This is a genomic window from Plesiomonas sp. ZOR0011 (assembly GCF_000800945.1).
Lineage (GTDB): Bacteria > Pseudomonadota > Gammaproteobacteria > Enterobacterales > CAMTGL01 > Plesiomonas > Plesiomonas shigelloides.
Genome location: NZ_JRKB01000067.1, coordinates 24,164 through 39,563 on the forward strand (window position 1 = coordinate 24,164; position 15,400 = coordinate 39,563).

Annotated in this window: 12 protein-coding genes; 4 read left to right on the forward strand and 8 right to left on the reverse strand. The window is 53.8% G+C overall.

The window, feature by feature from the left end:
- Window positions 1-12: 12 nt before the first annotated feature.
- From L975_RS11995 to ppk1, 5 genes are all read right to left on the reverse strand, one after another.
- Complete coding sequence (locus L975_RS11995) at window positions 13-1,203, reverse strand: glycine C-acetyltransferase (protein ID WP_047708842.1); 1,191 nt, start codon at window positions 1,201-1,203, stop codon at window positions 13-15.
- 332 nt (window positions 1,204-1,535) lie between these two features.
- A complete protein-coding gene (locus L975_RS12000; RefSeq protein ID WP_047708843.1) occupies window positions 1,536-1,886 on the reverse strand; it encodes a DsrE family protein in 351 nt (116 codons plus the stop codon).
- A gap of 283 nt (window positions 1,887-2,169) precedes the next feature.
- A complete protein-coding gene (locus tag L975_RS12005) occupies window positions 2,170-3,063 on the reverse strand; it encodes an aldo/keto reductase family oxidoreductase (RefSeq protein WP_047708844.1) in 894 nt (297 codons plus the stop codon).
- A gap of 133 nt (window positions 3,064-3,196) precedes the next feature.
- Window positions 3,197-4,753: an exopolyphosphatase gene (gene ppx, locus L975_RS12010; protein ID WP_047708845.1), complete on the reverse strand. Its 1,557-nt coding sequence runs from the start codon at window positions 4,751-4,753 to the stop codon at window positions 3,197-3,199.
- Window positions 4,731-6,827, reverse strand: a complete 2,097-nt coding sequence (ppk1, locus tag L975_RS12015) for a polyphosphate kinase 1 (RefSeq protein ID WP_010862372.1) — start codon at window positions 6,825-6,827, stop codon at window positions 4,731-4,733. The genes ppx and ppk1 overlap by 23 nt, the downstream gene beginning before the upstream one ends.
- Window positions 6,828-7,044: 217 nt before the next feature.
- Here ppk1 and L975_RS12020 point away from each other — a divergent pair, with 217 nt between their 5' ends.
- From L975_RS12020 to phoU, 4 genes are read left to right on the forward strand one after another with little or no spacing between them, the layout of a single operon-like run.
- On the forward strand, window positions 7,045-9,273 hold the full coding sequence (locus tag L975_RS12020) for an ABC transporter permease subunit (protein ID WP_039044645.1): 2,229 nt from the start codon (window positions 7,045-7,047) through the stop codon (window positions 9,271-9,273).
- A gap of 10 nt (window positions 9,274-9,283) precedes the next feature.
- Window positions 9,284-10,933 carry a phosphate ABC transporter permease PstA gene (pstA, locus tag L975_RS12025; protein WP_010862370.1) on the forward strand — a complete coding sequence of 550 codons (1,650 nt, stop codon included), beginning with the start codon at window positions 9,284-9,286 and terminating at the stop codon, window positions 10,931-10,933.
- A gap of 35 nt (window positions 10,934-10,968) precedes the next feature.
- The gene (gene pstB, locus L975_RS12030; RefSeq protein WP_010862369.1) at window positions 10,969-11,787 is read left to right on the forward strand and encodes a phosphate ABC transporter ATP-binding protein PstB; all 819 of its coding nucleotides are present in this window, start codon (window positions 10,969-10,971) and stop codon (window positions 11,785-11,787) included.
- Between the two features lie 15 nt (window positions 11,788-11,802).
- Window positions 11,803-12,510, forward strand: coding sequence for a phosphate signaling complex protein PhoU (gene phoU / locus L975_RS12035; RefSeq protein WP_010862368.1), 708 nt, complete (start codon window positions 11,803-11,805; stop codon window positions 12,508-12,510).
- A 147-nt stretch (window positions 12,511-12,657) separates the two neighbouring features.
- On the opposite strand, the gene ppk2 is transcribed toward phoU, so the two are convergent.
- The 3 genes from ppk2 to purM all read right to left on the reverse strand — a co-directional run bounded on the left by ppk2 (window position 12,658) and on the right by purM (window position 15,389).
- Window positions 12,658-13,485 (reverse strand): polyphosphate kinase 2, encoded by an 828-nt coding sequence (gene ppk2, locus L975_RS12040; protein ID WP_052181448.1) that lies wholly within the window; start codon window positions 13,483-13,485, stop codon window positions 12,658-12,660.
- A gap of 213 nt (window positions 13,486-13,698) precedes the next feature.
- Entirely contained in the window at window positions 13,699-14,349 is a 651-nt protein-coding gene (gene purN, locus L975_RS12045) for a phosphoribosylglycinamide formyltransferase (protein ID WP_010862366.1), read from the reverse strand.
- Window positions 14,349-15,389, reverse strand: coding sequence for a phosphoribosylformylglycinamidine cyclo-ligase (purM, locus tag L975_RS12050; RefSeq protein WP_047708847.1), 1,041 nt, complete (start codon window positions 15,387-15,389; stop codon window positions 14,349-14,351). Before purM ends, purN begins: the two co-directional genes overlap by 1 nt.
- Window positions 15,390-15,400: the final 11 nt, after the last annotated feature.

Sequence of the window (15,400 nt, forward strand, 5' to 3'; positions counted from 1 at the left end):
CTCAACCTGGCATTAGATCACGTTCAATTCGCGGCCGATGCGGATGAAAGCATCAATGGCGCGATCCAGTTGCTCTCGGGTGTGCGCGGCAGACATCTGCGTGCGAATGCGCGCCTGACCTTTCGGCACCACCGGATAAGAGAAGCCCACCACGTAAATGCCTTCTTGCAGCATGCGGCTGGCCATTTCTGCAGCCAGTTTGGCATCGCCCAACATGACTGGGATGATAGCGTGATCGGCACCAGCCAGCGTGAAGCCGGCCGCGCTCATGCGTTCACGGAAATAGCGGCTGTTTTCTTGCAGGCGTTGGCGCAAACTGCCACCTTGCTCGAGCAGCTCCAGCACTTTGATGGAAGCCGACACAATTGCTGGCGCCAGTGAGTTTGAGAACAGATACGGGCGTGAGCGCTGACGCAGCCAATCGATCACCTCTTTTTTGCCCGAGGTGTAACCGCCGGATGCGCCGCCGAGCGCTTTGCCCAGCGTACCGGTGATGATGTCGACGCGCTCCATCACCTGACAATATTCATGAGTGCCACGACCGTTTTCGCCGATAAAGCCCACGGCGTGCGAGTCATCCACCATCACCAACGCATCGTATTTATCGGCCAGATCGCAGATGGTTTTCAGGTCGGCAATCACGCCATCCATGGAAAAAACGCCATCGGTGGCGATCAGCTTAAAGCGTGCGCCATCCGCGGTGGCTTGCTGCAATTGCTGCTCCAGCGCGGCCATATCGTTATTGGCATAGCGGTAACGCTTGGCTTTGGACAGACGCACGCCATCAATGATAGAGGCATGGTTCAGTGCATCGGAGATGATGGCATCTTCGGCCCCCAGCAGCGTTTCAAACAGGCCGCCGTTGGCATCAAAACAGGAGGAGTACAAGATGGTGTCTTCGGTGCCGAGAAAGGCGGACATCTTGCGTTCCAGCTCATGGTGCAGGTCTTGTGTACCACAGATAAAACGTACCGAGGCCATACCAAAACCGTGCTGATCCAGCCCGTGTTTGGCCGCTTCAATCAGTGCCGGATGGTTAGCCAGTCCCAGATAGTTATTGGCGCAGAAGTTCAGCACTTCGCGTCCACCAACCTCAATCTCTGCTTGTTGGGCAGACGTGATAACGCGCTCTTGTTTATACAATCCATCGGCTTTGACTTGCTCTAATTCGTTAGCTAGATGGCGATAAAATGCGTGGGACATCCGATTCTCCTCGTGAGTCTGTGGAATATGCCCAAAATGGCAAGATTTTACGCTGCCCCTATATTACGTTGTCTGACGCGTAGGACAGCCGGTGACGGCGCGGAAATTTAACAACTGTGAAATGGATCAACGGCGCGCCGCGGCGCGAGCGACCCGTGGCGGAGTACCGTGGCCAGACTGAACTCAACAACCCTGATCAAGCCCTACACGGCACTGGTTGTCGGCTTGTGTGAGCGGCATCGGTTATCGATAGGTGGTGAGTGGCAGGTGCGCGCGATGCCTATAGCGCGCATCCTGTCATTATGCGATCTGGTTGCTAGCCCAAATTATGGTTAGACCCGAATATAAGCATAGCCTTGTTGCTGCTTTTGGGTCAGCGCGACAATGCCGGCGGGCACGACCAGTACAAAGTCGGTCAGTCGCTCAGGTGCTACCGCCAATGCATTAAGCGCATTGTGGCAGGCACAAAAACGCACGCCTTGGCGCGACAGCTCGCGCATGTTGTCAATAAAACCTAAGTTTTCAGCCACCGGTTGTTGCAGCGCAATCACCCCAGTGCTGACCGCCACCACCTGAATATCCACGTCTTCGACCCGATTTTGCGCATCGCGCAGCGTATTGTGGATTTGGTGTAACAGCACGCCCCAGCGTTCGTGGGTATCGATATGAAACAGTATTTTCATGATGAAAGGTCCGAACCTACCGCTTAAGGAAAGTAGTAAAAGCATGCCGTCGGCAAGGCTGGCTTGTCATCTGGCTTAAGGTCAAAAAATGTAACTTAGCGCTAAGTAGATATGTCCGCGGGAGGCGATCACCGACCGAGAATGAGAACCGCTAATTAGGTGTGCGAATGAAACAAGGTCGGCGTGTTGCCGACCTTGGTAAGCGATGGGTAAACGATACTTGCAACGGCGCTGTGACGGGAGGCGCTGTCATTGCAGCGTAAAGCGGTATCAGTGCCAGCCATTAAGGCACATCGTACCCCAGCGCCGCTTTGCGAATACGGAACCATTGTTGACGCGTCAGCGGCAGGGTTAATGCCGCCGCCGCTTGTTGGACGCGCTGGATTTTCCCGGAGCCAATAATCGGCAGCGGCCGGCTTGGCAAGCGCAAGACCCACGCGTACACCACTTGTTCGATACTGGCGGCGCCCAGTTCCTGACGGATGGTTTCCAGCTCGTCACGCAGCGGCTGATATTCCGGCGCGCTGAACAGGCGTCCACCGCCCAAGCAAGACCACGCCATAGGGGCGATGCGACGCTGCTGGCAATCATCCAGCGTACCGTCTAGTAACAGGTCTTGGTACAGCGGTGAAATCTCCAGCTGATTGGTGACCAGCGGGAAATCCAGTCGACTTTGCAACAAGGCAAATTGCGCTGGCGTGAAGTTGGATACCCCGACATGGCGCACCTTGCCACTGGCTCGCAGCTGGACGAACGCCTCGGCCACTTCATCGGCGTCCATTAATGGATCGGGGCGATGGATCAGCAGCAAATCCAGATACTCGGTGTGCAAGTTACGCAACGATTGCTCGGCACTCTGGATGATATGGCGCGCTTCGGTATTGTAGTGATTGAGCTGGTGCTCGGGGCGGGCGGTCAGCGCAATTCCACATTTACTGACGATTTCGATCTGTTGGCGCAGATGCGGGGCCTGTTTCAGCGCCGCGCCAAACGCCGCTTCGCATTGATAGCCGCCATAGATATCGGCGTGATCGGTGGTGGTGATCCCAAGGTCGATATGTTGCTGGATGAAATCAGCCAGTCGTGCCGGTGTCATGTTCCATTCCAGCAAACGCCAGTAGCCCATCACCATGCGGGAAAATTGCGGGCCGTCAGCGGCCAGTGTCACTCGTTCCATCTTAAATCCTTGTCATTCATTCCTTGGCGCCCATGCCTAGCTCGCCATATAACGCGCTTTTGACAAAAAAGTGGCCCGCTGTGAGCCACTTTTTGTCAGGCGAGCGCCTTAACCGAATAGCTTATCGCCGTGATTAATCATCACTGTGTTCAGCCGGAATACCGGCTTCTTCGATGGTCAGTGACCAGCCGATGTCTTGCAGGTAATTTTGCTCAATTTCCAAGTCGGCTTGCACCAACGCATTTTGCGCCAGATAAGCTTCAGGCAGAATCAAGCGCCAGTCATGGCCGTGGCAATACAAACGCATAAACGCCGGTGGATTAGAGGCTTGGCGCAATTTATTAAACAGCACGCTCATACGCAGCAAACGGATCAGTGCTTGCACCTGCTTTTTCTTGAACAGGGCAAACGAAGGCAAACCGTCAAGCTTGAGCGCTTTACGCTGAAAGCGCACTAAGGTCGCCAGCATGTTTTGCTGCTCTTGGTTGAAACCCGGCAAGTTGGTGTGCTGCAAAATATACGCAGAGTGGCGATGAATGCCGCTGTCGTTGATACTCAGCCCCACTTCATGCAGCAATGCCGCCCAACCGAGCAGCGTTTCCAAGCGTGGGCTGGCCGCATCTTGGTTATCCGCTTGCCACTGCTGATACAAGTTGAGCGCAGTATCCCGCACCCGACCGGCTTGTTCGCGATCGATGCGATAGCGTTCGGCCAGACTCAGCGCGGTGCGCACCCGAATGTCTTCGTAGCGAAAGCGCTCTTCCATTTCATACATGACCCCTTCACGCAGGGCGCCATCGGAAAAACGCATCTCTTTGATTTGCAGCTCATCGAAAACGCCGCACAAGATGGCCAGTCCCGGTACGAATACCGCTTGGCGCTCATCCGGCAGACCCGGCAATTTCAACGAGGCAAAATCATCAAAGGCCAGCACTTTATCGGTGATCTGCTGCAAACGCTCACGGGTGATGTGACCATCTTTTTCCCCCAGCGCTAAGATCACCTCGTGGATGGCTTTGATGGTGCCTGATGAGCCGAGAGCAAAATCCCAGTTCAGCTGACGGTACTGCCAGCTTAAGTTTTCGATTTTTTGCTGCGCGGCGACGCAGGCCTTGCGAAATGCACTGGCCGAAATTTTCCCCGCAGGGAAAAAGCGCTGGGCAAAGCTGACGCAACCCATCTGACGGCTTTCGGCGAAAATGGGATCGAAACCTTCACCAATCACCATCTCGGTCGAGCCGCCGCCGATATCCACCACCAAACGGCGGCCAGTTTCGGACTGGGTATGGGCAACGCCAAGATAAATCAGACGCGCCTCTTCTTGCCCGCTGATGAGCTCGATGGGGTAGGGCAGCACAGCCGCTGCTTGGTCTAGAAACTGTTCGGCGTTGACGGCGCGGCGCAGAGTGTGGGTCGCCACGATGCGGACATTGTCCTCATCAAAACCCTGCAAACGCTCGGCAAACAGCGCCAAACAGGCCAAGCCGCGATCCATCGCTTCTTGGCTTAAGTGATTTTCCGCATCTAGCCCATCGGCCATATGCACCCGTTGTTTGATACGTGACAGGATCTGCAGTGAGCCATCAACAATTCGGGCGACCACCATGTGGAAGCTGTTCGAACCTAAGTCGATCGCGGCAATTTCTTTTGGCTTACTGGCATTAACATTAGGCATTGAGGTGATTGGCATCGTTATCCGCCTGCTGTTCTCGTTGTTCGACACCTTTGAGGTAATCATAGATAGCGATCTGTGACTGCAGTTTGCGCTTGTTGCCGCGCGGAACATAGCGGTTACTCAGCTCTTTATCGATGATGCGTGCCTTGACGGTATCGTTAAATTGCAGATCCAGAATATCCAGTACCTGTTTTTTCAGACGCGGGTCGAAGATAGGCGCGCCCACTTCAATCCGGTAGTCGATATTCCGGGTCATCCAGTCGGCAGAAGAGATATAAACCAAAGGCTCTCCGCCGTTTTCAAAAGCATAGACTCTCGGGTGCTCCAGGTAACGGTCCAGAATACTGGTGACCTGAATATTTTCGCTGACATCCTTCAAGCCCGGCACCAGTGAACACATGCCACGGATCAGCAAGCGAATCGACACCCCAGCATTAGACGCCGCGTACAGCCGATCGATCAGACCTTTATCGACCAGATTATTGATCTTGAGCGAGATTTTCGCAGTCTGGCCGCTTTGGGCATTCAAGATCTCTTGATCGATAAGCTGATACAGCACTTTGCGCGAGTTTTGTGGCGACACGATCAAGTGCTCGAAGGTCACCGGACGGTACGGGTTTTCGATAAAGTTAAATACCCGACGTACTTCATTGGTGATGCGCGGATCGCGGGTCAGCAAGGTGAAGTCGGTGTACAGACGAGCGGTTTTTTCGTGGAAGTTACCGGTGCCCACGTGCGCATAGCGCTCGTAGTTATCCCCTTCTCGGCGGGTGATCAGGCACAGTTTGGAGTGAATTTTCAGCCCCGGGATGGAGAAAATCACGTGCACGCCCGCTTCGGTCAGCTGCTTGGCCCAGTGAATGTTGGCCTCTTCGTCAAAGCGCGCTTGTAGCTCGACCACCACCGTCACTTTTTTACCGTTGTTGGCGGCGTGGATCATCGAGTCGATGATGCGCGAGTTTTTCGCGACCCGATAGATATTGATCTTGATTGAGACCACGCTCGGATCAAAAGAGGCCTGCCGCAAAAACTCCGTAAAGTGGTTGAAGGTGTGGTACGGGTAGTACAGCAGCACATCGCGTTCACGAATGGCATCAAAGGCGGTGTCGTGACGCAAGAAAATGGATTGCTCCATCGGCGGCAGCGGTTTGTTGACCAGCGAGGCTTTGCCCACATCCGGAAAACCGATGAAGTCTTTGAAATTGTGATAGCGTCCGCCCGGGATCACCGAGTCGTATGAGGAGATCCCCAGCTTATCTTTCAGGAAGTCCACCAACTCATCAGGCATATCACGCTGATAGACAAAGCGCACCGGCTCGGCGGTCAGACGTTGCTTTAAGCTGTACGACATTTGCTCCAGCAGGCTGGATTCGAGCTCGTTGATCAAGTCGTACTCGGCATCGCGCGTCATTTTCATCGAGTAAGCGGCTAATGAGTCGTACTCGAAAAAGCCGCGGAAGATGTCATCGAGGCAAAAACGAATGATGTTATCCAGCAAGATGATGGTTTTACGGCGGCGCGGTTTTTCTTGCGGCAAAGAGACAAAGCGCGGCAGGCGATCGGAAGGGATCTCAATCAGGGCATATTGGATGTCCTGATCTTTGCGCATCTCGACCACCAAGTAGGTGTAGTCATCCTGCATAAACTGCACCAAATCGACCTGTGACGACAGCATGGTCGGGGTGATGAACTGCAGAACATTATGCCGGAAATACTCTTTCAGCCAGCGTTTTTGGCCATCGGCCAATTGGCGCTCGTTAATCAGGAAAATCTGATTGCGCGCCATTTCCAGTAACAGTTCGTTATACAGTGAATCAAAATCCTGATTCATGCGCAGAACGCGTGATTGGATTTTTTTCAGGAGATGCCGTGCGCTGGCTTCGGTGCCTTGCTCTTCGTTAATCAAAATACGCCGCTTCACATCGGCAAAGCGCACTTTGTAAAACTCATCGAGGTTGTTGGAGTAAATCCCTAGAAAACGCACGCGCTCAATCAGCGGGTTGGTTTTGTCGGCCGCTTCTTGCAAGACGCGCTCGTTAAAGGAAAGCCAACTGAGCTCTTTTTCAATATACAGCTTTTCCAGACTCATAATGTTTCCCTAAATCATCCATGTCACAGGATTGTCGTACACCACTGAAGCTCATGTTTCCCTGCAGACGAACAATCGTGAGGCATCACTAAAAACTATATAATATTTCACTGATATCAACATATTAGTGTAACTAAGTCTATAAACAATCTTTGTCACATAGCTGTAATATAACCGACATACAATTCGCTACATCATGTAGTCAATGGGAATACACATGGTTGATGCAGTCAGTCTTTCATTAAAGGGAAGCAAAAGCCGAGCCTTAAAAGATAAGCTCGCAAAGTATGGTGTCACCGGCGGCGGAATGCTGGTTCTGGTCGCACTGATGCTGATTTTCTTTTATCTACTGTACGTGATTTTGCCACTGTTTAAATCGGCCTCAGTCGAAAAACAGCAGCAGGTGAGCGTGAACACACAAAAGCCAGCGCTTGCGCTCGGGCTGGATGAGCGCAGCGAAGCCGGTTACCGTCTGACGACGGACGGTGAGCTGACCTATATTCAACTGGCTGCCGATCGTACTCAGCCTCCGGGCACGGTACTGTTGCAACAAAAGATCAGCCCCAATAGCACCTCGGTGGGTTATACCATTCCGAGTGTGGGCATTTATGCTTTGGGCAATGCCGATGGTTCGGTGAGTGTGGTGCAACCGCAGTTCTCTTCCCTGTTCGGGACGGATAACCAGCGTCATACCACGCCAAAAATCAAATACCCGCTGGGGGAAACGCCACTGCTGCTGGATAGCCAAAAGCAGCCGTTGGTGCGTGTAGCGGTCAGTGTGCAAGAGGATTCTGCCGAGCTGGTGGGTCTGACTGCTGACCATCGCCTGCTGTTTGGCCGTTACAGCGAAGATGAAAATATGCTGAGCGGGGAAACCGAATGGAAGGGTGATGTTCAGGCCATCGCGGATATTCCCAAGCAGATTAATGAGCTGCTGCTGACGCCAAACGGCCGTTTTTTGTATCTGCTGTCTGGCAAGCAACTGCACATCTTTGATTTGCGCGGTGATGCGCCTGAGCTGCGTGAAGTGGTGACCTTAAGCCAAGATGCAACGCCAACCAAGCTGGCCTTAATGCCGGGGGGCAGTTCACTGCTGGTGGCTACTGATGATGGCCGCATCACGCAATGGTTTGATGTTAACAAGGGTAAAGGCCCGGTGTTGACGCAAATACGTGAGCTGGAAAATCATGCCGGCCCATTGGTGCAACTGCAACCTGAGTATTTCCGCCGTGGCTTTGTCACCCTGTCTGATAACGGCAATGTGGGTCTGTACTACACCACCAGTGCCAACAAACTGCTGCAAGAAAAGCTGCTGGATAAAAAACCAAATGCGTTGACCATCTCTTCGCGTGCTAATGGCTTGTTGCTGGAAGAAGATGGCAGCTGGAAGTTGTACCAAGTACACAACGAGCACCCAGAAGTAAGCTGGAGCGCTTTGTGGGACAAAGTCTGGTACGAAGGTTATCGTGAGCCGCAGTATGTGTGGCAGTCCACCTCCGCCAGTGATGATTTTGAGTCCAAGCTGAGCTTGGTGCCGATCTCCTTTGGTACCTTGAAAGCGGCCTTCTACGCCATGTTGTTTGCCGTGCCATTGGCTCTGGCCGGCGCAATTTATACCGCCTACTTCATGTCGCCGGGGATGCGCAAAGCGATTAAACCGACCGTGGAGATCATGGGCGCGCTGCCTACCGTGATCTTGGGCTTCTTGGCCGGTTTGTGGCTGGCTCCGGTACTTGAGCAATACCTCACTGGGGTGCTGACCTTCTTGGTCTTGCTGCCGGTGTCGATTTTGCTGACCGCCTTTGTTTGGGGCCGTCTGCCAGAGCGTTTGCGCTCCAAAGAGGGCTGGGATGCACTGGTGTTGGTGCCGGTCATTTTGCTGGTGGGCTACGGTTCATTCTCGGCCAGCTCGTGGATCGATCACGCCTTCTTTGGCGGCAACATTCGCGATTACCTGAGCAACGATTTGGGCATCACCTTTGACCAGCGTAACGCCTTAGTGGTGGGGATTGCGATGGGCTTTGCGGTTATCCCGAATATCTTCTCGATTGCGGAAGATGCGATTTTCAGTGTGCCGCGTAACCTGACCAACGGCTCACTGGCACTGGGCGCCACACCATGGCAGACCTTAACCCGCGTCGTATTGCTGACCGCCAGCCCGGGGATTTTCTCGGCGGTGATGATCGGCCTTGGCCGTGCGGTAGGCGAAACCATGATCGTATTGATGGCGACCGGTAACACCCCGATTTTGGATTGGAGCATCTTCCAAGGGTTGCGTACCTTGGCGGCCAACATCGCGGTAGAAATGCCAGAGGCCGAAGTGGCCAGTACCCATTACCGGGTCTTGTTCTTGACGGCTTTTGTGTTGTTCGTCTTTACGTTCGTATTCAACACCATTGCGGAATACATCCGTCAGCGTTTACGTGACAAGTACAGCTCGCTGTAAGGGAAGAGTGATGAATAAGTGGTTTAAATCAGGAACCCCGTGGATCTGGATGACGGCTGGCGCCGTCTCCTTGAGTCTGATTGCGGTTGTGGGGCTGTTGTTGCTGATTGGTGCCCGCGGTCTGGTGTATTTCTGGCCGCACACCGTATACCAATTTGGCGTGATCAGCGAGCAAGGCATCGAGCGGGTGATTGGCGAAATTCATGGCCGTGAGATGGTGCCGCGTGAGCGTTTGATTGCCAACGGCGTGAATCTGGATAACTTCCCCGATGCCGATGTGCCGCGTTATCTGGTGAAAACCGGTAACCGCGAGTTCGTGAACCTTGATTTCCGTACCATCTTGGAAAGTGAAATCAAGTCGCGCACAGTGCCAGAAGGCGTATTGGTATTAGAGCGGGCGAAAAACGGCAACTTTTACGGCTTCTTACAGGGGATGACCGAAAATGGTCAGCCGCTGGAAACCGCCGATCTGAAAGGCGAAATGCAGCGTCGTCTGGCGCGGGTACTGGAGTTGAATGCGCAGATTGACCGCTTGCAGAAAGTGGATATCGGCGCCATCAACCACGGATTAGAGCGTCTGCGGATGCGTGAGCGTGCGCTGCAGCTGCAAGGCAATCTGACCGAGCAAGATGAAGCGCAGTTTGCCGCCGAGCGTGCCGGTTTTGACCGTCAGTATTCGGCGTTGGAGCAGCAACTGATGAGTCTGCGCGAGCAAACCGGTCGTGATGCGCTGCTGGTTAAAGACATGCGCGGGGAAGTGGTCACCATCCCGATGTCTAACGTGATGGATGCCTACTACCCGAATGACATGCACGGCGTGCAGAAAGTCGGGCACTGGTTCCATCAGGTGTGGAAGTTCCTGACCGAAGACCCGCGTGAAGCCAACACTGAAGGCGGGGTGTTCCCAGCCATTTTCGGTACCGTATTCATGGTGCTGCTGATGTCGGTGTTGGTGACGCCGCTCGGGGTGGTCGCGGCTATCTACTTGCACGAATATGCCGGTAAGAATGCTATTACCAAGGTTATCCGTATCGCGGTGATTAACTTAGCCGGTGTACCGTCGATTGTGTACGGAGTATTTGGCTTAGGCTTTTTCGTCTACATGCTGGGCGGCAGCATCGATAAGCTGTTCTACCCAGAAGCGCTGCCAACGCCAACGTTCGGCACCCCAGGGGTGATGTGGGCGGCGATCACGCTGGCGATTTTGACCTTGCCGGTGGTGATTGTGTCGACCGAAGAAGGCTTGTCACGTATTCCAAGTGCGGTGCGTCAAGGCTCACTGGCGCTGGGTGCGACCAAAGCCGAAACCCTGTGGCGAATTGTGATCCCAATGGCCAGCCCAGCGATTATGACGGGTTTGATTTTGGCGGTGGCACGCGCCGCCGGTGAAACGGCGCCGTTGATGCTGGTGGGGGTAGTGAAACTGGCACCGACGTTGCCGGTGGATCTGAACTTCCCGTATGTGCATCTGGATCGTAAGTTCATGCACTTGGGCTTTCATATTTACGACGTGGGCTTCCAGAGCCCGAACGTGGAGGCGGCCCGTCCGCTGGTGTTTGCCACCTCGTTCCTGCTGGTTACTGTGATTGTCGGTCTGAACCTGACCGCCATCGGCATCCGTAACCATTTACGTGAAAAATACCGTTCCATGGATATCTAACCGGCCGGTTTAGGCAGTATTGACAGGAAAGCGTGATGATTACACTGAATGCCAACGTATCTGATTCTCCAGTGTTGGATCTGGAAAACTTAAGCCCTGAGCTGACCGCGCTGGAAGTGAAGGAGCTGGATTTATTCTACGGTAACAAGCAGGCGTTATTTAATGTTTGCATGAAGATCCCTAAAGGCCAGGTAACGGCGTTTATCGGCCCATCAGGGTGCGGTAAGTCGACCTTGCTGCGTTGCTTTAACCGGATGAACGATCTGGTGGATACGTGCCGCGTTGATGGTGAGATTGCCCTGCATGGTCATAACATTTATGACAAATCGGTGGATGTGGCGGCGCTGCGTCGCCGCGTCGGGATGGTGTTCCAGCGCCCGAACCCGTTCCCGAAATCCATCTACGAAAACGTGGTGTATGGCCTTCGCCTGCAAGGCATCAAAGATCGCCGGGTGTTGGATGAAGCGGTTGAGCGTTCACTGCGCGGGGCGGCTATTTGGGATGAGGTGAAAGACCGTCTGCATGAAAATGCCTTTGGCCTGTCTGGCGGTCAGCAGCAGCGTCTGGTGATTGCGCGCGCGATTGCCATCGAGCCGGAAGTGCTGTTGCTGGATGAACCGACCTCGGCACTGGATCCGATATCAACATTAACGATTGAAGAGCTGATCAACGAGCTGAAGAGCAAGTACACTGTGGTGATTGTAACCCACAACATGCAACAGGCAGCCCGCGTATCCGATCAGACGGCGTTTATGTACATGGGGGAGCTGATTGAGTATTCCGATACCAATACCCTGTTTACAACCCCGAAGAAAAAGAAAACCGAAGACTACATTACCGGTCGTTATGGTTAATGGATGGGTGCTGATATGGACAATATGCAATTAAATAAACACATTTCCGGCCAGTTCAATACTGAACTGGAAACCATCCGCACCCAAGTGATGAGCATGGGCGGTTTGGTGGAGCAACAACTGACAGATGCTATCCGTGCGATGCACGATCGTGATGAGAATCTGGCGCGGCGCGTGATCCAAGATGATGCCAAGGTCAACATGATGGAAGTCTCCATTGATGAAGCCTGTGTGCGCATCATCGCTAAGCGTCAGCCGACGGCCAGTGATTTGCGTTTGGTGATGGCGATCATCAAAACCATCGCCGAGCTGGAGCGTATTGGCGACGTTGCTGAGCGGATTGCCAAGACCGCTTTAGAGAACTTCACCAATCAGCATCAACCACTGCTGGTAAGTCTGGAGTCGCTCGGTAGTCATACCGTGCAGATGCTGCACGATGTGCTGGATGCCTTTGCTCGCATGGATGTTGATGCGGCCATTCGTGTCTACCGTGAAGATCGCAAGGTGGATAAAGAGTACGAAGGGATTATCCGTCAGCTGATGACGTACATGATGGAAGATCCGCGCTCGATTCCTAACGTGCTGACCGCCATGTGGTGTGCGCGCGCTATTGAGCGGATTGGCGATCGGTGCCAGAACATCTGTGAGTACATCTTCTATTTTGTGAAAGGAAAGGATGTGCGTCACTTAAACGGTGATGATCTGGAGCAGATGCTGCAGTAACGGGTATCCCTGCGAACGCGCAGTATCGTGGCATCAGTATAACGCCGCTGTCTCCGGCTGACCTATTTTACGATAGGACAACGGGGACGGCGGCGTTGTTGTTGGAGCGCGTAGGTTATGTACAGACGATGTATGGTTTACTTGCCTTTACTTGCCATGAGTGTCTGGCAGTTCCGGTTCGCCATTCATAGTGCCGTAAAAATCAGGCACCAACGTTTGGCTTTCATACGGGATACGCAGATAGCCATTTTTATTCAGTGGCGGTAACTCCACCGGCGCGTAGGTGATTTTTTCATACGGCACTTGCGAGAGCAGATGACGCATACAGTTTAAGCGCGCACTGCGTTTATCATCTGAGGGGACCACCCACCAAGGGGCGTTTTTGGTGTCGGTGAACTCAAACATCTGATCTTTGGCCTGCGAGTATTCGGCCCAGCGGGTGCGCGATTCTAAGTCCATCGGGCTGAATTTCCAGCGCTTATGCGGCGTATTGATTCGCTCTAAAAAGCGTTTTTCCTGCTCTTCATCGGACACCGAGAACCAGTATTTAATCAAGATGATCCCCGCCCGTTGCAGCATGCGCTCAAATTCGGGGCAGGTGCGCAGAAACTCTTCGTATTCGGCATCGCTGCAAAAGCCCATCACCCGTTCAACGCCTGCGCGGTTATACCAGCTGCGGTCAAACAGCACGATTTCGCCACCGGCCGGTAACTGGGCGACATAACGCTGGAAGTACCACTGGCTGCGTTCACGTTCAGTGGGTTTATCCAGCGCCACAATCCGGCACACGCGCGGATTGAGCTTATCGGTAATCGCTTTGATGGTGCTGCCTTTGCCCGCGCCATCACGTCCTTCAAACACCACCACCACTTTGAGCTTTTGGGCTTTGACCCACTCTTGCATGCTGACCAGCTCTGTTTGCAGCGCCAGCAATTCGCGCTCGTAGACGGCTTTACTCAATTTGTCCTTGGCCATACGCACTCCTTGGATTCGGGAATGGGGGAATACGGCGACAACTTCACTCTGCCTAGTGGCAGTGTAGCGCATGCGATTAGGCAGAAATGGGCCATCGCTGACAAATTGATCTGATGAGTGGTGAATGTTGGTTGGTGTTCAGTCTCCGCGCGCCAATAAAAAACCCGCCGTAGCGGGTTTTCTGGTGCTCAGTAATCGGTGTAATGAACCGAGTTACTCTGCCGCATAGCCTTGGGCTGGCAATGGCTCACCATCCATCAGCGCTTGCTGATTTTGGTATTGCAGACGGCCTTCCAAGAACCATTTGATCACCAATGGATAGCTGCGGTGCTCTTGCTCTTGCACGCGCTGGGCTACATCGGCGGCAGTGTCATCATCAAAAATCGGCACTTGCGCTTGCAAAATGATCGGGCCGCCATCGAGCTGCTCGGTCACGAAGTGAATGCTGGCTCCGTGCACGGTATCACCGGCATCAATCGCCCGCTGGTGGGTATTTAACCCTGGGTATTTTGGCAGCAGGGATGGGTGGATGTTCAGCAGCTTACCGCTAAAACGCTGCACGAAGGCATCGCTCAGCACGCGCATGAAACCGGCCAAAATCACCACCGCAGGCTGGTAATGGTCAACCTGTTCGGCCAGCGCAGCATCGAAAGCGGCACGGTCGGCGAAGTCACGCTGACGCAGTACTGCCGTTGGAATGCCGGCTGCCTGCGCACGCTCCAGGGCGAAAGCATCGCTGCGATCGCAGATCACTGCTGCAACCTGACCCGGAATTTGTCCAGCCGCACAAGCATCCATAATCGCTTGCAGATTGGAGCCGTTGCCTGAAGCTAATACCACGATATTTTGAGATGACGAAGACATTAACGGATGACCACTTGTTGTTCGTTAGGAGTCGATGCCCCGATCATACCGATTTGCCACGCTTTTTCACCTGCTGCGGTGAGAATTTTCAACGCCGACTCAACGTGCGCCTGTGGCAGCGCAATGATCATGCCCACGCCGCAGTTAAAGGTGCGGTACATTTCATGTGTCGATACATTGCCTTGCGTTTGCAGCCAATGGAAGATGGCCGGCCATTGCCAGCTGCTCTCATCGATAATGGCTTGGGTATTTTCTGGCAGCACGCGCGGGATATTTTCCCAGAAACCGCCACCGGTTAAGTGTGCAATGGCGTGGATTTCACTGTTGGCAATCAGCTCCAGTACCGAGCGCACATACAGCTTGGTGGGGGCCAGCAGGTGATCAGCCAGAGATTGACCTTCAAGCTCGGTAGTCTCTGGGTCTTGGCCGCTGACTTCTAAAATTTTACGGATCAGGGAATAACCGTTGGAGTGTGGGCCGCTAGAGGCGAGGGCAATCAAGGCATCGCCCGCTTGTACTTTGCTGCCGTCAATGATGTCGGATTTTTCCACCACGCCTACGCAGAAACCGGCCACGTCATAATCATCACCGTGGTACATCCCCGGCATCTCAGCGGTTTCACCGCCGACCAGCGCACACCCGGACTCTTCACAGCCTTTGGCAATCCCTGTGATCACGGCGGCTGCGGTATCGACATCCAGCTTACCGGTGGCGTAGTAGTCGAGGAAAAACAGTGGCTCGGCACCCTGAACGATCAGGTCGTTGACGCACATCGCCACCAGATCGATACCGATCGTATCGTGACGCTTAAGATCCATCGCCAGACGCAGTTTGGTACCTACGCCATCGGTACCTGAGACCAGAACCGGCTCACGGTATTTTTGCGGTAACGCACACAGCGCACCAAAACCACCCAGCCCGCCCATCACTTCCGGACGGCGGGTACGGCCGACGACGCCTTTAATACGGTCGACCAGCGCATTACCTGCATCAATATCTACACCAGCATCTTTGTAGCTCAAAGAGGTCTTGTTGCTCACGGGGATTCCTC